Origin of the sequence: Tersicoccus sp. Bi-70 (assembly GCF_001968825.1) — a bacterium.
Taxonomy (GTDB): domain Bacteria; phylum Actinomycetota; class Actinomycetes; order Actinomycetales; family Micrococcaceae; genus Tersicoccus.
Window position 1 is genome coordinate 299,016 of record NZ_MIEU01000016.1, and the last position, 24,545, is coordinate 323,560.

General features: G+C 71.6%; 18 protein-coding genes. 12 read left to right on the forward strand and 6 right to left on the reverse strand.

Translation table 11 applies throughout. The annotated features are described in order from the left end of the window. Positions 1–136: 136 nt before the first annotated feature. Positions 137–751, reverse strand: coding sequence for a hypothetical protein (locus BGP79_RS13955; RefSeq protein ID WP_076696494.1), 615 nt, complete (start codon positions 749–751; stop codon positions 137–139). Positions 752–907: 156 nt separating this feature from the next. On the opposite strand from BGP79_RS13955, the gene BGP79_RS13960 reads away from it, so the two are divergent. From BGP79_RS13960 to BGP79_RS13980, 5 genes are all read left to right on the forward strand, one after another. After that, on the forward strand, positions 908–2,608 hold the full coding sequence (locus BGP79_RS13960) for a DUF885 domain-containing protein (protein ID WP_076696496.1): 1,701 nt from the start codon (positions 908–910) through the stop codon (positions 2,606–2,608). A gap of 265 nt (positions 2,609–2,873) precedes the next feature. Then, positions 2,874–4,259: a dicarboxylate/amino acid:cation symporter gene (locus tag BGP79_RS13965; RefSeq protein ID WP_076696498.1), complete on the forward strand. Its 1,386-nt coding sequence runs from the start codon at positions 2,874–2,876 to the stop codon at positions 4,257–4,259. 145 nt (positions 4,260–4,404) lie between these two features. Further along, the gene (locus BGP79_RS13970) at positions 4,405–5,109 is read left to right on the forward strand and encodes a nucleoside triphosphate pyrophosphatase (RefSeq protein ID WP_076696500.1); all 705 of its coding nucleotides are present in this window, start codon (positions 4,405–4,407) and stop codon (positions 5,107–5,109) included. A gap of 134 nt (positions 5,110–5,243) precedes the next feature. Next, on the forward strand, positions 5,244–7,016 hold the full coding sequence (locus tag BGP79_RS13975; protein WP_076696501.1) for a biotin carboxylase N-terminal domain-containing protein: 1,773 nt from the start codon (positions 5,244–5,246) through the stop codon (positions 7,014–7,016). A 118-nt stretch (positions 7,017–7,134) separates the two neighbouring features. Next, positions 7,135–8,568 carry an MFS transporter gene (locus BGP79_RS13980; protein ID WP_076696503.1) on the forward strand — a complete coding sequence of 478 codons (1,434 nt, stop codon included), beginning with the start codon at positions 7,135–7,137 and terminating at the stop codon, positions 8,566–8,568. A gap of 120 nt (positions 8,569–8,688) precedes the next feature. On the opposite strand, the gene BGP79_RS13985 is transcribed toward BGP79_RS13980, so the two are convergent. Continuing rightward, positions 8,689–10,146, reverse strand: a complete 1,458-nt coding sequence (locus BGP79_RS13985) for an NAD(P)H-quinone dehydrogenase (RefSeq protein ID WP_076696505.1) — start codon at positions 10,144–10,146, stop codon at positions 8,689–8,691. Positions 10,147–10,263: 117 nt separating this feature from the next. On the opposite strand from BGP79_RS13985, the gene BGP79_RS13990 reads away from it, so the two are divergent. The 4 genes from BGP79_RS13990 to BGP79_RS14005 all read left to right on the forward strand — a co-directional run bounded on the left by BGP79_RS13990 (position 10,264) and on the right by BGP79_RS14005 (position 14,146). Continuing rightward, a complete protein-coding gene (locus tag BGP79_RS13990) occupies positions 10,264–11,076 on the forward strand; it encodes a purine-nucleoside phosphorylase (protein WP_076696507.1) in 813 nt (270 codons plus the stop codon). Between the two features lie 53 nt (positions 11,077–11,129). Continuing rightward, positions 11,130–12,974 (forward strand): phospho-sugar mutase, encoded by a 1,845-nt coding sequence (locus BGP79_RS13995; RefSeq protein ID WP_083701946.1) that lies wholly within the window; start codon positions 11,130–11,132, stop codon positions 12,972–12,974. A 105-nt stretch (positions 12,975–13,079) separates the two neighbouring features. Further along, entirely contained in the window at positions 13,080–13,784 is a 705-nt protein-coding gene (gene deoC / locus BGP79_RS14000; protein WP_076696509.1) for a deoxyribose-phosphate aldolase, read from the forward strand. Positions 13,785–13,855: 71 nt separating this feature from the next. Then, positions 13,856–14,146, forward strand: a complete 291-nt coding sequence (locus tag BGP79_RS14005; protein WP_143588431.1) for a hypothetical protein — start codon at positions 13,856–13,858, stop codon at positions 14,144–14,146. Positions 14,147–14,224: 78 nt separating this feature from the next. On the opposite strand, the gene mfd is transcribed toward BGP79_RS14005, so the two are convergent. Next, entirely contained in the window at positions 14,225–17,869 is a 3,645-nt protein-coding gene (gene mfd / locus BGP79_RS14010; protein ID WP_076696514.1) for a transcription-repair coupling factor, read from the reverse strand. A gap of 264 nt (positions 17,870–18,133) precedes the next feature. Here mfd and BGP79_RS14015 point away from each other — a divergent pair, with 264 nt between their 5' ends. Next, entirely contained in the window at positions 18,134–18,631 is a 498-nt protein-coding gene (locus BGP79_RS14015; protein ID WP_076696515.1) for a DUF2505 domain-containing protein, read from the forward strand. 2 nt (positions 18,632–18,633) lie between these two features. Next, the gene (locus BGP79_RS14020) at positions 18,634–18,921 is read left to right on the forward strand and encodes a hypothetical protein (RefSeq protein ID WP_076696517.1); all 288 of its coding nucleotides are present in this window, start codon (positions 18,634–18,636) and stop codon (positions 18,919–18,921) included. A gap of 103 nt (positions 18,922–19,024) precedes the next feature. Here the strand turns inward: BGP79_RS14020 and mmsB are convergent, their stop codons facing one another. From mmsB to chvE, 3 genes are all read right to left on the reverse strand, one after another. Then, positions 19,025–20,326, reverse strand: coding sequence for a multiple monosaccharide ABC transporter permease (gene mmsB, locus BGP79_RS14025; protein WP_076696520.1), 1,302 nt, complete (start codon positions 20,324–20,326; stop codon positions 19,025–19,027). A 4-nt stretch (positions 20,327–20,330) separates the two neighbouring features. Further along, the gene (gene mmsA, locus BGP79_RS14030) at positions 20,331–21,857 is read right to left on the reverse strand and encodes a multiple monosaccharide ABC transporter ATP-binding protein (RefSeq protein WP_076696522.1); all 1,527 of its coding nucleotides are present in this window, start codon (positions 21,855–21,857) and stop codon (positions 20,331–20,333) included. 80 nt (positions 21,858–21,937) lie between these two features. Then, positions 21,938–23,071, reverse strand: a complete 1,134-nt coding sequence (gene chvE, locus BGP79_RS14035) for a multiple monosaccharide ABC transporter substrate-binding protein (RefSeq protein WP_369800239.1) — start codon at positions 23,069–23,071, stop codon at positions 21,938–21,940. Between the two features lie 440 nt (positions 23,072–23,511). Here chvE and BGP79_RS14040 point away from each other — a divergent pair, with 440 nt between their 5' ends. Continuing rightward, complete coding sequence (locus BGP79_RS14040; RefSeq protein ID WP_076696526.1) at positions 23,512–24,534, forward strand: LacI family DNA-binding transcriptional regulator; 1,023 nt, start codon at positions 23,512–23,514, stop codon at positions 24,532–24,534. Positions 24,535–24,545: the final 11 nt, after the last annotated feature.

The window sequence follows — 24,545 nt, forward strand, 5'->3', positions numbered from 1 at the left end:
GCGCGCCGTCAAGGGTTCCGCGGAACGCGGGGAGCGCGGCTGGTCGGAACGGCTGCACCGGTGATCGCGGGTGCGGGAACGACCGAGGCCGCCGCCCCGCGCAGCGGGACGACGGCCTCGGAGCGATGCGGACGCGTCAGACCTTCGCGGCGCGGTACCCGTTGGCGACGGCGGCGGCCGAGGAGACGAAGCAGACCTCGGGCTTGGTGACGGCGTAGTACCGCTGGCCGGGCCGGTGGAAGATGCCGCTGGACGCGTTGCCCTTGATCGGCGCCCACGACGGGCACGTCCACGGGCTGGCGGGACGGGCGGTGCCGGCGCGCGACGTCACGACGGTGACGGTGCGGCGCGCACTGACCGCGGAGGCCTTCAGCGTCGTCGTCGCCGCGGACCGGACGGTCCACACACCGCTGCGGGTCGCGGTGAACCGGGTGCTGTAGGTGCCGTTCGTCGCGGACTTCACGGTGCGGACGAGCGCGTTCGGCGCGGTGCCCGCCGGGTCGAAGTACACCGCGACCGGAGCGCCGGCGGAGGCGCGCCAGGCACCGCTGGTGTACTTCTGCACGCCGCCGGCGACGGTGATCTGCCCGTACTTCACGACCGTCGACGGCCCGGCGGTGATGCTCGAGACGCGGGTCGAGTCGGTCGGCGCCGCCTGCGCGGGTGCGGCGGCGGCGGCGCCGGCCAGCGTGAGCGCGCCGGCGACGGCGAGCGAGGTGAGTGTGCGCGCACGGCGCAGCGACAGAACCATGGATCCCCCTGATGATCGCGCCGCCCCCATGGCGGCCCCCAGAAGTTGAACGCTCAACTTCATGGGCAGGATAGACGGCCACGCCGCCTCGGCGCCAGCGGCCGGCGTGCCGGGACGCCAGCCGGGAGTGTCACCGACGCCCGCTAGGCTCGACCCGTGACCGACACCACACGATCCGACGCCCCCCGCACCCCGACCACCCTCGACGAGCTGGCGAACGGGTACACCCAGACCCTGTTCGACCTGGACCCCGCCTTCGCCACCGTCATGGGCAAGGCCGGCCATGAGACCGAGTACCGCGACTACTCCCCCGACGGCTACCGGGCCGCGGCCGACGCCGCCCGGCAGACCCGCGACGCCGCCGCGAAGCTTCGCCCCGAGGACGACGTCGACGTCGTCACCCTCGATGCCCTCGACGAGCGCCTCGGCCTCGCGCTCGAGATCCACGACGCCGGGCACGACATCGGCGAGCTGAACAACATCGCCTCCCCGGCTCAGGAGATCCGCAGCGTCCTGGACCTGATGCCGACCGAGACGGCCGAGCAGTGGTCCCACATCGCGGGCAGGCTGGCGAACATCCCGGCCGCCCTCGACGGCTACGTCGCCTCCCTGCGCGACGCCGCCGGCCGCGGCGAGGTGGCCGCCGTCCGCCAGGTCGACACCGTGGTCGAGCAGATCGGCCGCTACGTCGGCGACGAGGGCTACTTCGCGAGCCTCGTCTCCGGCGCCCGCACGGGCAACGGTGAGCTGCCCGGTTCCGTCGCCGCCGACCTGGAGCGCGGCGCGGACGCCGCCCGTGCCGGGTACGCGAAGCTGCGCGACTACCTCGCCACCGAGTTGCGGCCCGTGGCGCCGACGGCCGACGCCGTCGGCCGCGAGCGGTACGCCCTGCACTCGCGCCAGTTCCTCGGCTCCGCCGTCGACCTGGACGAGACGTACGCCTGGGGCGTCGCGGAACTGGACCGGATCATCGCCGAGCAGGAGGAGGTCGCCGGGCAGATCAAGGCCGGGGCCGGCATTCCCGAGGCGATCGAGGTGCTCAACGCCGACCCGGCGCGGCAGCTCGACGGCACCGACGCGCTGCGGGCCTGGATGCAGTCCACCTCGGACGACGCCGTCGCGGCGTTGGCCGGCACCCACTTCGAGATCCCCGAGATCATGCGCACGCTCGAGTGCATGATCGCCCCCACGCAGGAGGGCGGCATCTACTACACGCCGCCGGCCGACGACTTCTCCCGTCCCGGCCGGATGTGGTGGTCCGTGCCCGCGGGCGAGACCACGTTCACAACGTGGAAGGAGAAGACCACCGTCTACCACGAGGGTGTGCCGGGCCATCACCTGCAGATGGGCTACCAGACGATGAAGAAGGACGTGCTGAACGACTGGCGTCGCAGTGCGTGCTGGGTCTCCGGCCACGGCGAGGGCTGGGCGCTGTACGCGGAGCGCCTGATGGCCGATCTCGGCTACCTCGACGACCCGGGCGACCGGCTCGGCATGCTCGACGCCCAGCGGATGCGCGCGGCCCGCGTCGTGTTCGACCTCGGCGTCCACCTTCAGCTGCCGGTTCCCGAGCGCTGGGGCACCGGCACGTGGGACGCCGACAACGGCCGGGCGTTCCTGCGCAAGAACATCGCCATCTCGGAGGGCCAGCTCGACTTCGAGTGGACCCGGTACCTCGGCTGGCCGGGCCAGGCGCCGGCCTACAAGATCGGCCAGCGGCTGTGGGAGCAGACCCGTGACGAGGTCCGCGCCCGCGAGGGCGACGCCTTCGACCTGAAGGCGTTCCACACCCGGGCGCTCTCGCTCGGCTCGGTGGGCCTGGACACGCTCCGCCGAGCGCTGCTACCCGCCGCCTGATCTGCTACTCCCTCGCCAGCTCGTCACTGGATGCACAGAAACCGGGTCCGCAGGGCCCGGATCGAGCATCTGTTGACGAGCTGGCGTGGTGGCCGGGGAATGGAACGGCCGAGGACGGGGTTGCCGGTTCCGGTGGGCATGTGACGCAGCCGACGTCACAATTCGACATATTCCCTGTACTTTGATATAGAGCGCCGACTATTCTCTATCGGTGACTTCCCAGACTTCCGCGGCGGATCGCCGCACTCGCACCCTCCCCCGGTGGATGACGTCCTTCGGCGTCCAGATCATCGCGGCCCTCGTCATCGGTATCGTCCTCGGCCTGGTGGCCAAGGCGATGGGCGGGGACCCGAAGACGTCGCCCAACTGGCTGACGACGACGCTGCACACCATCGGCGCGGACTACGTCTCCCTGCTCAAGGCCGCCGTCGTCCCCCTCATCTTCACCGCCGTGGTCAGCTCCATCGCCAACCTGCGGCAGGTCTCCAACGCCGCCCGGCTCGCGTGGAACACCCTGCTGTGGTTCGCCATCACCGCCCTCATCGCCGTGGTGATCGGTATCGGCCTCGGCGTCCTCTTCCGCCCGGGCGCGGGCGCCGGCGGCCAGGCCCCCGCGCAGTACACCGGGAACACCGGTAGCTGGTGGGCCTTCCTCCAGGGCCTCATCCCGGGCAACTTCCTCGGCCTGGGCGCGGACACCACCGTGGCGGACGGCGCCGCGACCACCGCGGTCAGCTTCAACGTCCTGCAGATCCTCGTGATCGCGATCGCCGTCGGCATTGCGGCCCTGAAGGTCGGCAAGCCGGCCGAGCCGTTCCTCAACCTCACGAAGTCGGCGCTCGCCGTCATCCAGAAGGTGCTGTGGTGGATCATCCGCCTCGCCCCGATCGGTACCATCGGCCTGATCGGCCGCGCCGTCGCCGAGTACGGCTGGGACACCATCGGCTCCCTCGGCTGGTTCATCCTCACCGTGTACGTCGGCCTGGCCCTCGTCGCCTTCGTCGTGTACCCGGTCCTGGTCAAGGCGCACGGCCTGAGCGTCAAGCAGTTCTTCTCGGGCGTGTGGCCGGCCGCGCAGCTCGGCTTCGTCTCCCGCTCCTCGATCGGCACCATGCCGCTGACCCAGCGAGTCACCGAGCGCAACCTCGGCGTCCCCTCCGGCTACGCGTCCTTCGCCGTGCCGCTGGGCTCGACGACGAAGATGGACGGCTGCGCGGCCATCTACCCGGCCGTCGCCGCGATCTTCGTGGCGCAGTTCTTCCACGTGGACCTGAACATCGGGCAGTACCTGCTCATCGTCGTCGTCTCCGTGCTCGGCTCGGCCGCGACCGCCGGCACCACCGGCGCGACCGTCATGCTCACGCTGACCCTCTCGACGCTGGGGCTGCCGCTCGAGGGCGTCGGCCTGCTGCTGGCCATCGACCCGATCCTCGACATGGGTCGCACCGCCCTGAATGTCACCGGTCAGGCGCTCGTGCCGACGATCGTCGCCAAGCGCCAGGGCATGCTCGACGAGGCGCTGTACAACGCGCCCCGCAGCGGTGCGCCGTTCACCGACGACGTGCGCGAGGTCGCCCAGGAGACCGCCGCGGTTCCGGCGGAGTCCGCCGACGACGGGCAGCGCACCGGCCTCGTGGGCACGCGCGGCTGAGTCACGCCACACTGCCCCGCCGCTTGGCGGGGCGCACGAACGGGCCGGGTCGTCCTCGTCGGAGGGCGGCCCGGCCCGTTCGTGTTCCCGGGCCCGACCGGCGATCGCCGTCGGGCCGCCCACCACCCCCGGTTACGCTGAACGGATGCCCGAGCCGAGCCACACCCCCACGCTGAGCCGTCCACTCGACCTGATCCTTGCCTCCGCGTCCCCCGCCCGCACCAAGCTGCTCACCGACGCGGGCATCGCCCACCGGATCCAGGTCTCGGACGTGGACGAGGACGCCGTCGTCGCCCGGCACGGGGTGACCGACCCGGCCGAGACCGCCCTCCTGCTCGCCCGCGCGAAGGCCGAGGCGGTCGCGGCGACGCTGGCCGAGAAGGCGAACGAGCCCGGCCCCGGCGCGCTCGTGCTCGGCTGCGACTCGGTGTTCTCCTTCGACGGTGTCGCCTACGGCAAGCCGTACACCCCCGCACGGGCCACCGAGCGGATCACCGCGATGAGCGGCCGGTCGGGCGTGCTCTACACCGGGCACTGGCTGATCGACACCCGGCCCGAGCGCGTGACCGGGACCGACGCCGGCTCCGACGCGGCGCCGGGCGGGGCGGCGGCCGGCGCGATCGCCAGCGCCGAGGTGCACTTCGCGACCATGACGGACGCCGAGATCGCCGCCTACGTCGCGACCGGCGAGCCGCTGACCGTGGCCGGCTCCTTCACCATCGACTCCCGCGGGTCCGCCTTCATCCGCCGCGTCGACGGAGACCCGCACGCCGTCATCGGCCTGTCGGTCACGACCCTGCGCACCCTGCTCGGCCGGCTCGGTGAGGACATCACCACCCTCTGGGCGTGACGACCCCGCTTCCGCGCAATTTGTAGGGATTCAACAACGATTCGGGCGTCGCAACGCGTGAACCCGGCGATCCGTAGGCCGAAGCCACCAAGAGCGATAGGGTTCCGGAAGGTCACCGAAGGAGTTCACGTCCCGTGTCACGAGCCATCTCGAAAGTCCTCATCGCCAACCGTGGGGAGATCGCCGTTCGCGTGATCCGCGCCGCCCGGGACGAGGGACTCTCCTCGGTCGCCGTGTACGCGGACCCCGATCGGGACGCCCTGCACGTGCGGCTCGCGGACGAGGCGTACGCCCTCGGCGGGACGACGGCGGCCGAGTCCTACCTCGTCATCACCAAGCTGCTCGACGTCGCCCGCCAGTCCGGCGCGGACGCCGTGCACCCGGGATACGGCTTCCTCTCCGAGAACGCCGAGTTCGCCCAGGCCGTCATCGACGCCGGGCTGACCTGGATCGGTCCGCCGCCGGCGGCGATCGCCGCGCTCGGGGACAAGGTCTCCGCCCGGCACATCGCCGAGAAGGTCGGCGCCCCGCTCGTGCCCGGCACCGCGGACCCCGTCCGGAGCGCCGACGAGGTGGTCGCCTTCGCCGACGAGTACGGCCTGCCGGTGGCGATCAAGGCCGCCCACGGCGGCGGCGGCCGCGGCATCAAGGTCGCCCGCACCCGCGAGGAGATCCCCGAGCTCTACGAGTCCGCCGTCCGGGAAGCCGTCGCGGCGTTCGGCCGCGGTGAGTGCTTCATCGAACGATTCCTCGACGCGCCCCGCCACGTCGAGACGCAGTGCCTCGCGGACGCGCACGGCCACGTCGTCGTCGTCTCCACCCGCGACTGCTCCCTCCAGCGCCGCAACCAGAAGCTGGTCGAGGAGGCGCCCGCCCCGTTCCTGAGCGAGGAGCAGAACGCCCGCCTGTACGCGGCGTCCAAGGCCATCCTCACGGAGACGGGTTACGAGGGCGCCGGCACCTGCGAGTTCCTCGTCGGGCAGGACGGCACCATCTCCTTCCTCGAGGTCAATACCCGCCTGCAGGTCGAGCACCCGGTCTCCGAGGAGGTCACCGGGCTGGACCTGGTGCGCGAGCAGTTCCGCATCGCCCGCGGCGAGGCCCTGGGCTACGACGACCCGCAGGTCCGCGGCCACGCCTTCGAGTTCCGGCTCAACGGCGAGGACCCGGGCCGGAACTTCATGCCCGCCCCCGGTACCCTGACGACGCTGACCTTCCCCTCCGGCCCCGGCGTGCGCGTCGACTCCGGCGTCGAGGCGGGCGAGACCGTCAGCGGCAACTTCGACTCGATGTTCGCCAAGCTCATCGTCACCGGCGCCACCCGCGAGCAGGCGCTCGAGCGGTCCCGCCGGGCGCTGGCCGAGCTGGTCGTCGAGGGCATGCCGACCGTCGCCCCGTTCGACCGGGCCGTCGTCGTCGATCCCGCGTTCGCCCCCACCGACGGTGGTCCGTTCCGGGTGCACACGCGCTGGATCGAGACCGAGTTCGTCAACACCATCCCGCCGCACGGCCCGGCCGGTTCCGACACCGCGGAGGACGAGCGGCAGCGGGTCACGGTCGAGGTGGGCGGCAAGCGGCTCGAGGTGGTGCTCCCGGCGTTCATCTCCTCCACGGTCAAGTCCGCGTCGACCGCCGTGCGGGCCTCCCGCAAGCCGCGCACCAGTCGCTCCGCGGCCGGGCCGGCCGTCGACGGCGACGCCCTGACCTCGCCGATGCAGGGCACGATCGTCAAGGTCGCGGTCGCCGACGGGGACACCGTCAGCGAGGGCGACCTGGTCGTCGTGCTCGAGGCGATGAAGATGGAGCAGCCGCTGACCGCGCACCGGTCCGGAACGATCTCGGGCCTGACGACGGCGGCGGGCGCCACCGTGTCGGCCGGGGCGATCATCGCCACCATCACCGACTGACGCCGCCGGCGTCCGGAGACATCCGGGCCGTCCAGGGCGGTCCGGATGTCGGACACTGTTGTCCGCGATGTGGTCATGGGCGTAGATTTCCTGCGTCTCACTCGCACAAGGAGCACCCGTGTCCACATCACATCCGGGCCCCGCGGACGCCGCCGCCACCGACGGCGCCGCGACCCCCACCGTCCCCCGCCGCCGCATCATCGTGGCGAGCCTGGTCGGCACCTCGATCGAGTTCTACGACTTCTACGTCTACGCCACCGCGGCGATCTCGGTCTTCCCGCTGCTCTTCTTCCCGAAGGGCAACGACGGTGCCGCCGTCCTCGCATCCCTCGCCACCTTCGGCGTCGCCTTCGTGGCCCGCCCGATCGGTTCCGTCCTGTTCGGCCACTTCGGCGACCGCGTCGGCCGCAAGGCCACCCTGCTCGGGTCGCTGCTGACCATGGGCATCGCCACGTTCCTCATCGGCCTGCTGCCGACCTACCAGCAGATCGGCGTGTTCGCGCCCGCCCTGCTCGCCATCATGCGCTTCGCCCAGGGTCTGGGTCTGGGCGGCGAGTGGTCCGGCGCGGCCCTGCTGGCCACCGAGACCGCCGCGAAGGGCAAGCGCGCGTGGGCGGCGATGTGGCCCCAGCTCGGCGCCCCGATCGGCTTCTTCTTCGCCAACGGCCTGTTCCTGGTGCTGACCCTGGTCTTCGGGCACGACTCCACCAAGCCGCTGTTCGACGGCCCGTTCCTCACCTGGGGCTGGCGCCTGCCGTTCCTGCTCTCGATCATCATCGTCGCCATCGGCCTCTACGTGCGGATCAAGCTCGAGGAGACCCCGGTCTTCGCCCGCGCCGTCGCCCGCGGGGAAAAGGTCAAGGCCCCGCTCGGCGAGGTCTTCCGGCGCAATTGGGTGCAGGTCGTCCAGGGCACGTTCATCATGCTCGCCACCTACGGCGTGTTCTACCTGATGACCACGTGGATCCTCTCCTACGCCATCGGCCCCACCGCCCAGGGCAAGCTCGGGATCGGCTACCGCGACTTCCTGGTCCTGCAGCTGGTCGCCATCCTCTTCTTCGCCGCATTCGTGCCGATCTCCGGCTGGCTCGCCGACCGGTACGGCCGCCGGCCCACCCTGCTGGTGATCACCGGTCTGATCATCGTCTTCGGCTTCTGCTTCAGCCTGTTCCTCAGCCGCGACGTGATGGGCACCGGCGCGAACGCCAACATGGGCCTGATGCTGCTGTTCCTGTGCATCGGGATGGCGCTGATGGGCCTGACCTTCGGCCCGATGTCCGCCGTGCTGCCCGAGCTGTTCCCGACGAACACCCGGTACACCGGCTCCGGCATCGCGTACAACGTGGCCTCCATCCTGGGCGCGGCGATCACCCCGTTCGTCGCGGATGCGCTGGTGCAGAGCGTCGGCGTCGGCTGGGTTGGCGCGTACCTGGCGTTCATGGGCGTCCTGACGTTCATCGCCCTCTGGTTCACCCGGGAGACCCGCCATCGCGACCTCGACACCCTCGAGGACGAGGCCGCGACCGTCGCGGTGGAGACCACCTCCCCGTAACGAGCACCTCCCTGACGACGAACGCCAGCTCGTCAATAGATGCTCCATCCGGCCCCGATTCCGGGGTGGATGCGACATCTATTGACGAGCTGGCGTCGTGTGGGGGTGGTCCCCCGGGTCCTACTGGTGGACGTGCAGGCGGCGGGCCGCCTCGGCGATCGAGCCCGACAGCGAGGGGTAGACGGTGAAGGTGGAGGCGATGTCGTCCACGTTGAGCTTCTGACTGACGGCGATGGCCAGCGGGTAGATCAGCTCGGAGGCGCGGGGTCCGACGACGACGCCGCCGATCACCGTGCCGGAGCCCTGCCGTGCGAACACCTTCACGAAGCCGTCCTTGACGTGCATCATCTTGGCCCGCGCGTTCGAGTTCAGGGACAGGGTGAAGACGTCCGCCTGGTACTGGCCCGACTCGACGTCCGCCTCGGTGACGCCGACCGTGGCGATCTCCGGGGAGGTGAAGATGTTGGACGAGACCTGCTTGATCCGCAGCGGCTTGACCGCGTCGCCCAGCAGATGCGCGACGGCGATGCGGCCCTGCATCGCGGCGACCGAGGCCAGCGGCATCACGCCCGTGCAGTCCCCCGCCGCATAGACGTTGAAGGCCGTCGTTCGGGAGACGCCGTCGACGACGATGTGCCCGGACTCGGTGAGCGCCACCCCGGCGTCGTCGAGCCCGAGATCCGCCGTGTTCGGCACGGCGCCCACGGCGAGCAGGCAGTGCGAGCCCTCGACCGTGCTGCCGTCCGCCAGCGTGACGAGGACGCCGTTCTCCGTGCGCTCGACGGCGGTGGCCCGGGAGCGGGCCAGCAGGTTCAGCCCGCGCTTCTGCAGCACGTCCTCCAGCACGGCGGCGGCATCGGGGTCCTCCCCCGGCAGCACCCGGTCGCGGGAGGAGATCAGCGTGACCTCCGCGCCGAGGCCCACGAACGCGGACGCGAACTCGGCGCCCGTGACGCCGGAGCCGACGACGATCAGGTGCTCGGGCAGCGCGTCGAGGTTGTAGACCTGCTTCCAGTTCAGGATCCGCTCGCCGTCCGGCGTGGCGGACGGCAGCTCCCGCGGGCTCGCGCCGACGGCCAGCAGGACGGCGTCCACCTCGATCAGCTCGGTGCCGGCGTCGGTGGTGGCCTCGATGGTGTGATCGGGCAGCAGCCGGCCCCGTCCGCAGACGATCCGCACACCCTTGCGCTCCAGGGTGGCGTGGATGTCGTTGGACTGGTCCCGGGCGAGCTTGAGCAGCCGCTGGTTGACGCCGGCCAGGTCGGCCCACATGGCCGGCGCCGGCGTCGTCGTGTCCAGCCCGGGGGTGTCGCCGGTGGCGCCGCCCGCGGAGGCGAACTTGATGCCGAGCGCGTCCGCGTCGGCGGCGGCCGTCATGGCGTCGGCGGTGGCGATCAGCGTCTTGGACGGGACGACGTCGGTGAGCACCGCGCTGCCGCCGACGTCCTGCGACTCCACGATGGTCACCTCGGCCCCCAGCGAGGAGGCGACCATGGCGGCTTCGTAGCCGCCCGGGCCGCCGCCGATGATCCCGAGACGCAACGACGAGTAGTCCAGCTGATTCTTCACGGCGCCCATTGTCGTCCATCGGCTCGGGCCAGGGCAAAGCCTCCGCCCAGCGAGGCGCCGCCGACGTGCGGGAACCGGCGCCGAGCGTGAGCAACCTCATCCGTGGCAGCCGGTAGGGTCGGACGGGTGAGCACCCCCACGACCGACGATCCCTTCGCCCTGGCCGCGTCCGCGGCCGACGTCATCGCCGAGCGCACCGGCGTCGAGCGGCACGACATCGGCCTGGTGCTCGGCTCCGGCTGGGGAGGCGCCGCCGAGCTGATCGGGCAGACCGTGGCCGAGCTGGACGCCACCGACGTGCCCGGGTTCGCGAAGCCCGCCGTCGCCGGCCACGTCGGCACCATCCGCTCCGTGCGCACCGAGACCGGCCGCCACGTCCTCGTCCTCGGCGCCCGCACCCACTACTACGAGGGCCGCGGCGTCCGCGCCGTCGCCCACGGGGTGCGTACCGCGGCCGCGGCCGGCGCGAGCACGATGATCCTGACCAACGGCTGCGGCGGCCTGCGCCCGGAGGTGGGCCCCGGCTCGCCCGTGCTGATCGCCGACCACCTCAACCTGACCGGCGCGTCGCCGCTCGAGGGGGCGACGTTCGTCGACCTGACCGACCTGTACTCCCCGCGGATCCGGGACCTCGCCCGCGAGGTGGACCCGGAGCTGACCGAGGGCGTCTACGCCCAGTTCCCCGGCCCGCACTACGAGACCCCGGCCGAGGTGCGGATGGCGCGCGTGCTCGGTGCCGACCTGGTCGGCATGTCCACCGCGCTCGAGGCCATCGCCGCCCGGCACGCCGGCATGGAGGTGTTCGGCATCTCGCTGGTGACCAATCTCGGCGCCGGCATCAGCGACGAACCGCTCAGTCACGCCGAGGTGCTGCAGGCCGGGCAGGACGCCGGCCCCCGGATCAGCGCGCTGCTCGCCGGCATCGTCCGCCGGCTCTGACCGACGGCGTCGCCCTCCCCCCCGACACCGCCGCACCCACCCGAGGAACACGTATGAGCCAGCAGCGGACGTCGTCGTCCCCGTCTCCCTCCCCCACGCCCGACGCCGCGTCCCCCACGGGCGAAGCCGCGGGCGCACCCGACGGTCTTCTCGCGGCCGCCCGGGCCTGGGCGGACGCCGATCCGGACCCGCGGACCCGGGACGAGCTGCTCGCCGACGTCGACGCGGCCGCGGCCGGGGACGAGGCCGCGCGGGAGCGGATCGCCGACCAGTTCGCCGGTCCGCTGACGTTCGGCACGGCCGGCCTGCGGGCCGCGCTCGGTGCCGGACCGGCTCGGATGAATCGGCTCGTGGTCCGCCAGGCGGCCGCCGGCCTCGCGCGGTACCTGCTCGACGTCGCCGCCGGCGCGTACACCCCGCGCGCGGTGATCGGCTTCGACGCGCGCCACCACTCCGACGTGTTCGCCGCCGACACCGCGGCCGTGTTCACGGCGGCCGGTGTCGAGGCGCTGCTGATGCCGGCGGCCCTGCCGACCCCCGTGCTCGCCCGGGCGGTCCGCCGGCTGGACGCCGAGGCGGGGGTGATGGTCACCGCGAGCCACAACCCGCCGCAGGACAACGGCTACAAGGTGTACCTGGGCGGCCGGGCCAGCGACGACGACGGCCGCGGCGCCCAGATCGTCAGCCCTGTCGACGCGGCGATCGCCGAACGGATCCGTGCCGTCGACCCCGTCGACCCGGCCGCGGTGCCGCTGGCCGCCGACGGCTGGAGGGTCCTCGACGCCTCGATCGCCGACGAGTACCGCGCCGACGTCACGACGCTGCTGCTCCCGGAGGTGTTCGAGGCGCGGGACCTGCGCGTCGTGCTGACCCCGATGCACGGCGTCGGCGGCGCGACGATGCGCCGCGTACTGACCGACGCGGGCTTCACCGACGTGCACGTGGTGGCCGAGCAGGCCGAGCCGGACCCGGACTTCCCCACCGTCGCCTTCCCCAACCCGGAGGAGCCCGGCGCGCTGGACCTGGCCCTCGCCGCCGCCCGGGAACGGGACGCCGACCTGGTCATCGCCAACGATCCCGATGCGGACCGCGTGGCCCTCGCCGTGCGGCACGACGGCGACTACCGGGTGCTGACCGGCGACGAGACCGGGGCGCTGCTCGGAGCCCACGTGCTCGACCGCGAGCGCCGGGCCACCGAGGACGGCCCCGTCCCGGCCGGCACCGGCCGGCTCGTGTTCGCCAACTCGATCGTCTCCTCCCGGCTGCTGTCGCGCATCGCCCGGGCCGCCGGCGTCGAGCACCGGGTCACCCTCACCGGCTTCAAGTGGATCACCCGCACGCCGGGGCTCTCCTTCGGGTACGAGGAGGCGCTCGGCTACTGCGTGGACCCGGCCGCGGTGCGGGACAAGGACGGCATCAGCGCCGGCCTGCTCGCCGCGGAACTGGCCGCCGACGCGAAGGCCGAGGGCCGCACCCTGATCGACGTCCTCGACGAGCTGTTCCTGCTGCACGGCGTGCACCGCACCCGGCAGCTCTCCGTCCGCGTCTCCGACCTCGGGCTGCTGGACGCCATGATGCACCGCGTGCGGGAGGGCGGCCCGACGACGTTCGACGGGTCCGCCGTCGTCGTCGCCGTCGACCTCGCCGCCGATGAGTCCGTTCCCGGCCTCGCCGCCCTGCCCCCCACCGAGGGCCTCTACTGGGTGACCGAGGCGGGCAACCGGGTGATCGTGCGCCCGTCCGGCACCGAGCCGAAGCTCAAGTGCTACCTCGAGGTCGTCGTCCCTGCGGCGTCCCGGGCCGAGCTGCCCGCGGCGACGGCACGCGCGGACGCGTCCCTGGACGCGATCGCCGCCGACCTGCGCGAGCTGCTCGACCTCTCCCCCCGCCAGGACTGAGCCCGCGCCCCGGCCGCCGGCGCCGCCGACTTGCGGGGTACGGCGCGGGACGGCGCCCGCTGCCGGTGTGCGAGCATGGATCCGACTCCCGACGAAAGGCCCCCGATGCCCTCGAACAGCGTGGACGCGACGTCCCTGACCGCGGCCGAGCTCGCTGGCTACATCGACCACACCCTGCTCAAGCCGAACACCTCGCGCGAGGAGGTCCTCACGCTGTGCCGGGAGGCCGTCGACCACGGGTTCCGGTCGGTGTGCGTCAACCCGCTGTGGGTCTCCACCGCCCGTCAGGCCCTGCGCGGCACCGCGGTGCTCACCTGCTCGGTCGCGGCGTTCCCGTTCGGGTCCACCCCCACCGACGTCAAGGTCTACGAGGCCCGCGGCGCGTGCCTGGACGGCGCCGACGAGGTCGACATGGTCATCACCATCCCGTCCGTGATCGCGATGGACCGCAACGCCGTCGTCGTCGACATCGCCGCGGTCGCGGAGGCGGTGCACGTCAGCCAGGCCACGCTCAAGGTCATCATCGAGACGTCGATGCTCACCGACGAGCAGAAGGAGTTCGCGTGCCGCTGCGCCGTCGACGCCGGCGCCGACTTCGTCAAGACCTCCACCGGGTTCGGCGGCGGCGGCGCGACCGTCGAGGACATCGCGCTGATGCGCCGCGTCGTGGGCGAACAGCTCGGCGTCAAGGCCTCCGGCGGGGTCCGCACCCGGGAGGACGCCCTGGCCATGATCACGGCAGGCGCCTCCCGCATCGGCGCCAGCTCGGGCATCGCCATCGTCACCGGCGGGACCGGCAGCGGGTACTGACGCGACCGGTATCCGCGCGCGGCGGTGGGTACGATGGGGGCAGTCATCGATCGCGAACCACCGGAGGAAGCATGAGCACGTCAGCGACAGGTCGGGCGCCCCGCGACGACTGGGAGGAGCGGCGCGAACCGATGGACGACAACCCGCACCGCCAGCACTCCGGCGAGGGTCGCTTCGTCCAGAACATCGTGACCTTCGTCGTGTTGTTCGTCGTCTTCCTCGTCGGCATCTACCTGATGAGCTTCGTCGACCACAACAATCCCGCCACCTGGTGGGCGATGCCGGCCGCGATCCTCATCGCGTCCCTCGCCTACTTCATCGGCTTCTCCCGGCCCACCCGCAAGGAGCACGCCGGCCGCTGAGCGCCGCCGCCCGAGCGACAGACAGCAGGACCCCGGCCACCCGGCCGGGGTCCTGCTGCGTATCAGCGTCGTCGGGCGTCAGCCGGCGACGGCGGGCTCGGGCGCGAACACGCTGTCGATGACGCCGCGCGCCCACGTCAGGATGGCCTCGTCGGTCAGGTCGATGCCGCCGATCGGCGCCGACTTCGGCCGCGGGATCAGCACCGCGTTCAGCGCCGGCTTGACCAGGGTCCCGGGGTACATGCGGGTCAGGCGCATCTGGCGGGACTCGGGCAGGTCGGCGATCGGGCCGAAGCGGACCATGGCGCCCTGGGCGATCACCTCGCTCAGCCCGGCGGCGCGGGCCGCGATCCGGAACCGGGCGACGGCCAGCAGGTTCTCCACCTCGGCCGGCGGCTCGCCGTACCGGTCGGTCAGCTCGATGCGGACCTCGTCGATGGCCTCGTCCGTGTAGGCGGCGGCCAGCTTGCGGTAGGCCTCCAACCGCAGCCGCTCCCCCGGCACGTACTCCTCGGGCAGGTGCGCGTTGACCGGCAGCTCGATCTTCATCTCCGCGGGCGACTCGTCCTTCTCGCCCCGGAAGTCGGAGACGGCCTCCCCCACGAGCCGCAGGTAGAGGTCGAAACCGACGCCGGCGATGTGGCCGGACTGCTCACCGCCGAGCAGGTTGCCGGCACCGCGAATCTCGAGGTCCTTCATCGCCAGCTGCATGCCGGCGCCGAGCTCGTTGTGCTGGGCGACGGCCTTGAGCCGTTCGAGCGCGACCTCCCCGAGCGGCTTCTCGGACGGGAACAGGAAGTACGCGTACGCCCGTTCCCGGCCACGTCCCACACGTCCGCGCAGCTGGTGCAGCTGGGACAGCCCGTAGGAGTCGGCCCGGTCGATGATCAGGGTGTTCGCGTTGGCGATGTCCAGACCCGTCTCGATGATCGTCGTGCAGATCAGCACGTCGAACCGCCGCTCCCAGAAGTCGACGATGATCTGCTCGAGCTTCGACTCGCTCATCTGCCCGTGGGCGACGGCGATCCGCGCCTCCGGGACCAGCTGCTGCAGGTGCGCGGCGGTCCGCTCGATCGAGGAGACCCGGTTGTGCACGAAGAACACCTGGCCCTCGCGCATCAGCTCGCGCCGGATCGCGGCGGTGACCTGCTGGTCCGTGTACGGCCCGACGTAGGTCAGCACCGGGTGGCGCTCCTCCGGCGGGGTGGCCAGGGTCGACATCTCCCGGATGCCGGTGACCGCCATCTCCAGGGTGCGCGGGATCGGGGTGGCGCTCATCGCGAGGACGTCCACGTTGGTGCGCAGCTTCTTCAGCTGCTCCTTGTGCTCGACGCCGAACCGCTGCTCCTCGTCGACGATCACCAGGCCGAGGTCCTTGAACTGGACCTGGTCGGAGAGCAGCCGGTGGGTGCCGATCACGACGTCGACGCTGCCCTCGCCCAGCCCCGCGATCGTCTCCTTCGACTCCTTGGCCGTCTGGAAGCGGGACAGGGCCCGGATCCGCACGGGGAAGCCCGAGAAGCGCTCGGAGAACGTCTCGAAGTGCTGCTGGACGAGCAGCGTGGTGGGCACGAGCACGGCCACCTGCTTGCCGTCCTGCACGGCCTTGAACGCGGCGCGGACGGCGATCTCGGTCTTGCCGTAGCCGACGTCGCCGGAGATCAGCCGGTCCATCGGGACCTCCCGCTCCATGTCGGCCTTGACCTCGTTGATCGTGGTCAGCTGGTCCGGCGTCTCGACGTACGGGAACGCCTCCTCGAGCTCGCGCTGCCACGGGGTGTCCTGCCCGAACGCGTGGCCGCGGGAGGCCATCCGCGCCGAGTACAGGCGGATCAGCTCGCCGGCGATCTCCTTGACCGCGCGCCGCGCCTGGTTCTTCGTCCGTGACCAGTCGCTGCCGCCCATCTTGGACAGCGCGGGCGCGTCGCCGCCGACGTAGCGGGTCACCTGGTCGAGCTGGTCGGTGGGGACGAACAACCGGTCGCCCGGGGCACCCCGCTTGGCCGGGGCGTACTCGATGACGAGGTATTCGCGGGTGGTGCGGGCCTTGCCGACACCGGTGGTGCGCTGGATCAGCTCGACGAAGCGGCCGATGCCGTGCTGCTCGTGCACGACGGAGTCCCCGGCGGTGAGGCTGAGCGGGTCGACGGCGTTGCGCCGCCGCCGGGCGGGCATCCTGCGCATCTCGCGGGTGCCGTACGCGCTGGCGCGGCCGAGCAGGTCGGCCTCCGTGAGCAGCCCGAGCTTGAGCGACTCGACGACGAAGCCGCCGTCGGCCGCCCCGGTGGTGATGTGGACGATGCCGGGCTCGGGCACGCCGCCGATGTCGTCGACCCGGGCGGCGGGGATGTCGGCGTCGTGCAGCAGCTCGGCGATGCGCTGCGCCGGTCCGGGGCCGGGCGTCGTGACGACGATGCGCCAGTCGTCGCGGACCCGGCCGCCGAGGAAGGTGAGCATCTGCTCGACGTCGCCCTGGAAGCGGTGCGGCTCCCGGGCGTCCACGCGCAGGGTGTCCACGTCAGGCAGGAGGTCGTCGGGCTGGACGAAGGACGACATCGCCCACCACCGCACGCCGGCGTCGAGCGCGTTCGTGCGGGTGTCCGCCAGCGAGGCGAAGCCGCCGGCCTCCAGTCCGCGCCCGGCGTCACCGAGCTCGAGCGGGGCGGTGCCGCCGTCGCCCGCGGACGCCCAGGCCGCGGCGAGGAACTCCGCGTTCGTGTTCTCCAGGTCGTGGGCACGGGTGCGCACCTTCTCGGGCTCGATCAGCACGAGCACGGACCCGTCGGGCAGGTGCTCGACGACAGGCACCATCCCGTCGGCCAGCACCGGGGCGAGGGACTCCATGCCCTCGACGGCGATGCCCGCGGCGATCTTCTCGAGCATCGCGGCGGCGCCGGGCATCGCGGGCATCAGCGCGGCGGCGCGGTCCGCGACGGCGGGGGTGATCAGCAGTTCGCGGCACGGCGGGGCGTAGAGGCTCTGCAGTTCCTCTCCGGGAAGGGACCGCTGGTCCGCCACCGAGAAGTACCGCATGTTCTCGACCTCGTCGCCGAAGAACTCGATCCGCACGGGGTGGTCGGCGGTGGGGGCGAAGACGTCGAGGATGCCGCCGCGCACGGCGAACTCGCCGCGCCGGGTGACCATGTCCACGCGCGCATAGGCGGCGGCGGACAGCGCGGCGATCAGGCCGTCGAAGGGATGGTCCTCGCCCACGGCGATGGTGACCGGCTCGAGGTCCTCCAGGCCCGCGACGACGGGCTGGACGACGGCGCGGACGGGGGCGACGACAACCCGCAGGGCCGCGGCGTCCCGCCCGGGTGCTCCCCCGGCCGGTTTCTCGGGGTGGGCGAGCCGGCGCAGCACGTGCAGCCGGGTGCCGACGGTGTCCGAGCGCGGCGACAGCCGCTCGTGGGGCAGCGTCTCCCACGCGGGGAACACCTCGACGGAACCGGCGGGCAGGTAGCAGCTCAGGGCGTCGACGAGGTCGTTGGCCTCGCGGTCCGTCGCGGTGACGGCGAGCGCGACCGGAGCCCGGCCACCGTCCCGTCCGGCACCGGCCTCCCCCATCCCGGTGACCAGCTCGGTCAGGAGTGCGGCGCGCAGCCCGGCGGGGGCGCTGATCTCCAGCGACTCCGGGGCGTCGGCGCCGGCACGGGACAGGCGGGCGAGCCGGGCGACGCCGGACTCGTCCTCCAGTGCGGTGCGCAGACCGGTCAGGCTCATCGGATGACTCCTCGGGAGACAGGGTCGCCGCACCGATCGGACAGGCGCGGGCAGCACGAACACCCGAGGTCCAGCACGGACCCCGGGGAAGTCTCCAGCCTACCAACGGAGGCCTCACCGGTCAGGGGCGTCGGCCGGCTGTCCGCTGCGGGTGGAATCCGCCGCGGTCGGCGGCCTGCCCGGCCCGCACGCCTAGGATGGGAGACCGAACCGGGCGCGCCCGCCCCCGTTCTCCCATCCCCACGCCGTGAAGAGGACTGCCGCATGAGCCTGACCGCGACCGCCACCATCGACGCCCCCGTCGAGACCGTCGTCCGTGCCTTCGCCGACCGCGAGTTCGCGCAGTACTCCGGCGACGCCGCGGGCGGATCGCTCGAGGACTTCCGCGTCGACGGCGACCCTGCCGGCGCGTTCACCATCACCATCAGCCGGGCCGTCGACGACGCGCGCATCCCGGACATGGCCAGGGCCTTCATCGGCGGCCGCCTGCTGCTCACCCAGGAGGAGCACTGGTCCGCACCCGCCGGGGAGGGCGGCCGCACCTCGGACGTGGTGATCTCGTTCGGCAGCGTCCCGCTCAAGGTCACGGGGACCGAGCAGCTGACGCCGACCGGCGACGGGTGCACGCTCACCGTCACCGGTGACGTCACGTCCGGCATCCCGTTCCTCGGCGGACGGATCGCGCAGATGGCCGAGCCGGTCATCGCCAAGGCCGTGCAGCACCAGGCCGACGCCGTCGCGCGCTGGATCCGGGAGCACTGACCGTGTCGCTGCCCACCCCGCTGGCCGTCCTGCTCATCGTCGCGGGCCTGTGGTCGCTGGGGGCGTGGTCGTTCGTGGCCTTCCGCGCGCTGCGCGCCGCCCGCACCGCGCCCGGGGCCGACACCGTTTCCGGCGCGGCCACCGGGGCCCCCGACGCATCCGGCTCCACCGGCACGAGGACCCCCACGGAAACCCCCACGACGACGCCGGCACTGCCGCTGCTCGTCGTCGCCATCTCCATCACGCTGGCCCTCGCGACCCTGGTGGTCGGCTTCCGCGCGCTGGGCTGACACCGGCCCATCCGCTGGACGAGAAGCACGACGGCCCCGGTCACCGCACTGCGGTGACCGGGGCCGTCGTCGTTCCGGGGCGGAGGCTGCCCCGGAGGCCGGATCAGGAGGCGGTGGCTCCGGAGCCCGTGGTCACCGGCTCCTTCGGCGACGTCTCACCGGTCACGGTGGCCGGCGCCGGGGCGGTGCCCCCACGCCGGAAGGCGAACAGCCGGCCGAGGCCGCCGCCGCCTCCGCTGCGGTTCTTGTTGAAGATGTCGAACGCGACGGCGACCAGCAGGACGAGGCCCTTGATGAGCTGCTGGTAGTCCGTGCCCAGACCCAGGATCGACATGCCGTTGTTCAGCACGCCCATGATCAGACCACCGATCATCGCGCCCGCGACCGTGCCGATGCCGCCCGTCACGGCCGCACCGCCGATGAAGGCCGCGGCGATGGCGTCGAGCTCGAACCCGTTGCCGCCGGCCGGCTGCGCCGAGTTCAGGCGGGCCGTGAAGATCAGGCCGGCCAGCGCGGCGAGGACGCCCATGTTGACGAACAGCAGGAACGTCACGCGCTTGGTCTTGACGCCGGAGAGCTCGGCGGCGTGCAGGTTGCCACCGACGGTGTAGATGTGGCGGCCGAAGACGCTGTTGCTCATCACCGCGCTGTAGCCGACGATCAGCACGCCGAGCACGATCAGGACGATGGGCGTGCCGCGGTAGCTGGCGAGCAGGAACGTCAGGAACAGCATCAGCAGCGCGCTGAAGCCGGTCTTCACGACGAACCAGGAGGTCGGCTCGCTCTCCAGGTTGAATCGGATCCGGATGCGGCGCTGCCGCAGCTCGCGGGTCACGAACGCCGCGGTGGCGCCGACGCCGAGGATCACGGTCAGCCACTCGAGCACCGAGTTGCCGCCCGAGAGATCCGGCAGGAAGCCACCGCCCAGGGCCCGCAGCTGCTCCGGGAACGGGGTGATCTGCTGGTTGCGCAGGGTGATCAGGGTCAACCCGCGGAAGATCAGCATGCCCGCGAGGGTGACGATGAACGCGGGGATGCCGACGTAGGCGATCCAGTAGCCCTGCCAGGCGCCGACCAGGCCGCCGACGACGAGGCACGCGATGATGGCGGCCCACCACGGCCAGCCCCACTGCACGATCAGCACGCCGGCGACGGCGCCGATGAACCCGGCGACGGAGCCGACCGAGAGGTCGATGTGGCCGGCGATGATGACCATCACCATGCCGATGGCCAGGATCAGGATGTAGCTGTTCTGGACCACGAGGTTGGTGACGTTCTGCGGCTCGAGCAGGATGCCGTCGGTCAGCCCCTGGAACAGCAGGACGATCAGGATCAGCGCGATGAAGATGCCGATCTGACGGAGGCGGCTGGCCAGGAAGCCGAGGGAATCTCGGAGGGCGGACATGGTGCTATTCCTTCTCTCGGGTCATGTGGTGCATGAGGGTCTCCTGGGTGGCCTCCGCGATCGGGACCTCGCCCGTCACCCGGCCACCGGCGAGGGTGTAGATGCGGTCGCAGATGCCGAGGAGCTCGGGGAGCTCGGAGGAGATGACGATGATCGCCTTCCCCTCGCCGGCCAGCCTCGCGATGATCGAGTAGATCTCGTACTTGGCTCCCACGTCGATGCCGCGGGTCGGCTCGTCGAGGATCAGCACGTCGGGGTCGGAGAACATCCACTTGCTCAGCACGACCTTCTGCTGATTGCCGCCCGAGAGCTTGCCGACGACGGCGGCCACGGAGGGAGCCTTGATGTTCATGCTCTTGCGGTAGTCCTCCGCGACGAGCGTCTCCCGGTTGCTGTCCACCCAGCCCCGCGGCGCGAGCTTGCGCAGCCCCGCGGTCGAGATGTTCCGCTTGATGTCCTCGATGAGGTTGAGGCCGTAGTACTTGCGGTCCTCGGTCGCATAGGCGATGCCGTGCCGGATCGAACCGGCCACGGTGGACGTGTCGATCTCCTTGCCGTCCTTGATCACCCGGCCCGAGACGGCCTGCCCGTAGGTGCGCCCGAAGACGCTCATCGCCAGCTCGGTGCGCCCGGCGCCCATCAGCCCGGCCAGCCCCACGACCTCGCCGCGACGCACGGAGATCGAGGCGTTCTGCACGACCATCCGGGTGGGATCCTGCGGGTGCCGGACCGACCAGTCCTCGATGCGCAGCGCCTCCTCGCCCGGGTGCGGGTCGCGCTCGGGGTAGAGGCTCTCGAGCTCGCGGCCCACCATGCCCCGGATGATCCGCTCCTGGGTGACCCCGTCGGACAGCCGCAGGGTCTCGATGGTCCGGCCGTCGCGGATGATCGTGACCGCGTCCGCGACCCGCCGGATCTCGTTGAGCTTGTGGCTGATGATGATGCTGGTGACGCCCTGCCCCTTCAGGTGCAGGATCAGGTCGAGCAGGTGGCCCGAGTCCTCGTCGTTCAGGGCGGCCGTGGGCTCGTCGAGGATCAGCAGCTTGACCTGCTTGGACAGGGCCTTGGCGATCTCGACGAGCTGCTGCTTGCCGACGCTGATGTGCTGGACCGGGGTGGCCGGGTTCTCGTCCAGGCCGACGCGCGCCAGCAGCTTGGCCGCCTCGAGGTTGGTCTTCTGCCAGTCCACCCAGCCGCGCCTCGCCTGTTCGTTGCCCAGGTAGATGTTCTCGGCGATGGAGAGGAAGGGGCTGAGCGCGAGCTCCTGGTGGATGATCACGATGCCGCGCTTCTCGCTGTCGGAGATGCCGGAGAACCGGCACGGCTCGCCCTCGAACAGGATGTCGCCGTCGAAGGAACCGTGGGGGTACACACCGGAGAGCACCTTCATGAGGGTGGACTTCCCGGCGCCGTTCTCGCCGCAGATGGCGTGGACCTCGCCGCGCTCGACGTCGAGGCTGACGTCCGAGAGCGCCTTGACGCCGGGGAAGGTCTTGGTGATGCTGCGCATCGAGAGAATGGGGGTCGACATCGTGACCGCTGCCTCCTGGCACTACCGGGAAATGGTCGAGCAGGTGGGGGCCGCCGGTCGGCGGCCCCCACCCTCGGGTGTTACTTGAGGTCCGACGCCGTGTAGTAGCCGGAGTCCACGAGTTCCTTCTGGTAGTTGTCCTTCGTGATGACGACCGACTTCAGCAGGAAGGCCGGGACGACCTTGACCTTGTTGTTGTAGCTCTTGGTGTCGTTCACCTCGGGCTGCTTGCCCTTGAGCAGGTCGTCGACCATGGTGACGGCCTGGGCACCGAGCTTGCGGGTGTCCTTGAAGATCGTCGAGTACTGCTGGCCCGAGACGATCGACTTGACCGAGGCCTTCTCGGCGTCCTGGCCGGTGACGACGGGCAGCTTGCTGGCGCTGTAGCCGCCGGCGCCGGTCAGCGCGGAGATGATGCCGATCGACAGGCCGTCGTAGGGCGAGAGCACGCCGTCGAGCTTCTTGCCGGAGCTGTAGGCGCTGGAGATGATGTCCTCCATGCGCTTCTGGGCGACGGAGGCCTGCCACCGCAGGATCGCGGCCTGGTTGAAGTTCTTCTGACCGCTGGGCACCTTCAGGGTGCCGGCGTCCAGGTACGGCTTCAGGGTGTCCATCGCGCCGTTCCAGAAGAAGCTGGCGTTGTTGTCGTCGGGGCTGCCGGCGAACAGTTCGATGTTGAATGGGCCCTTGCCGTCGACCTTCTTCCCGCTCGCGTCGACGAGGCCGAGGCCGGTCAGCAGCGAGGTGGCCTGCTGCACGCCCACCTGGTAGTTGTCGAAGGTCGTGTAGTAGTCGACGTTCGGCGAGCCGTTGATGAGGCGGTCGTACGCGATGACCTTCACGTTCTGCTGCTTCGCCTTGTCGAGCACGTCGGTCAGCGTGGTGCCGTCGATCGCCGCGATGATGAGCGCCTTGGCGCCCTTGGTCAGCATGTTCTCGATCTGCGACACCTGGGTGGGGATGTCGTCGTTGGCGTACTGCAGGTCGGTCTTGTAACCGAGCTTCTTGAGCGAGTCCTGCACGTTGTTGCCGTCGGCGATCCACCGCTCGGACGTCTGGGTGGGCATCGAGATGCCGACCAGGGAATCGCTCGCCGCGGCGCTGCCGCTGCTGTCGGAACCGGCGGCGCTGCCCCGGGCGCCGCAACCGGTCAGGGCCACGAGCACGGCCAGGACGAGGGCGAGGACGCCCCAGGACTTCTTGAACTTCACGATGGTCTCCTCCCGCAGGACGAATGCCTGCGAACTGGTGCTGTGGGACTAGCGCCCTTGCCGGTCCGGTTCGGCGGCCCCTGCCGTCGGCGCCCGGCCGCCGGCCGTGCCCCTCGTGGCAGCTCCCGCCTCACCAGTTCCGCGGCAGCGCTGCCGGCGGTGAGAACGTTCACAACGGCACCACAGTAGGGGTGGCCCCGGTGTGAGTCAAGACACTTTGTGAACGTTCGCAACCCGTGTCGCGATGCTTGACGTTTCACGCTGTGAGCGTTCACACTGAGCGCGGTCTCTCCCACCGGTCGTGCCCGGTCGGCTCCGTCGAGCGACGGGCCGCCGTCGCCCGCCGGTCCCGAGCCTCGACGCCGACGGTGGCGCCCGCCGAGCGGCGTGCTGTCCCCGGCCGGAAGCACCGACATACCGTAGGCACGAAGGAGAGAGGATCCATGAGCATCCAACCCGCCTCACGCCGCGCCCCGGTGATGAAGGACGTCGCGAGGATCGCCGGCGTCTCGTACCAGACCGTGTCCCGGGTCCTCAACCAGCACCCGAACGTCAGCGCGGGCGCCCGCGAACGGGTCGAGGCCGCGATCGCCGAACTCGGGTACCGGCCCAACCCTGCCGCCCGCAGCCTCGTCACCCGCCGGTCCCGGACGATCGGGGTTCTCGCCTCGGAGCTGGCGCAGTACGGGCCGGCCCGGACGCTGCTCGGCCTCGAGCAGGCCGCCCGCGACGTCGGCTACTTCGTCAGCATCGTCACCCTGCGCACGGTGACCCCCCAGGCGGTCCGGGACGCCGTCGACCATTTCGGTGACCACGGCGTGGACGGACTCGTCGTCGTCGTCCCCCACCCCGGGCTGCTCGAGGAACTGGACCGGGTGGCCCCCGGCTTCCCCGTCGTCGCGGCGACCTCGGACCCGCTGCGGCCCCTGGCCGGCGCCGGCGTGGACCAGCGCCTCGGCGCCCGCCTCGCGGTCCGGCACCTGCTCGAGCTCGGCCACACGAGCATCGGGCACCTCGCCGGACCCCTGGACTGGTACGACGCCGCCGAACGGGTCGCGGGCTGGCGGGAGACCCTCGAGCAGGCCGGACTGACCGCCGACCTGCTCGTCGAGGGCGACTGGACCGCGGCCCGCGGTTACGAAGTGGGCCGGGAGCTGGCCGCCGGCCGGACGGCCACCGCGATGCTGGTGGGCAACGACCAGATGGCCCTGGGGCTGCTCCGCGGCATCCAGGAGGCCGGACTGCGCGTGCCGGAGGACCTCAGCGTGGTCGGCTACGACGACCAGCCCGAGTCCGCCTACTTCTTCCCACCGCTGACCACGGTGCGCCAGGACTTCGAGGAACTGGGCCGGCGCTGCATCGGGGCGCTGCTCGGCGAGCTCGACGCCGGGGCCCGGGAGTCCCGCGGCGTCGTCGAACCCCGCCTCGTGGTCCGCTCGACGACGGGTCGTCCGGTAGTCTCGTAGGCAGGTGTGCC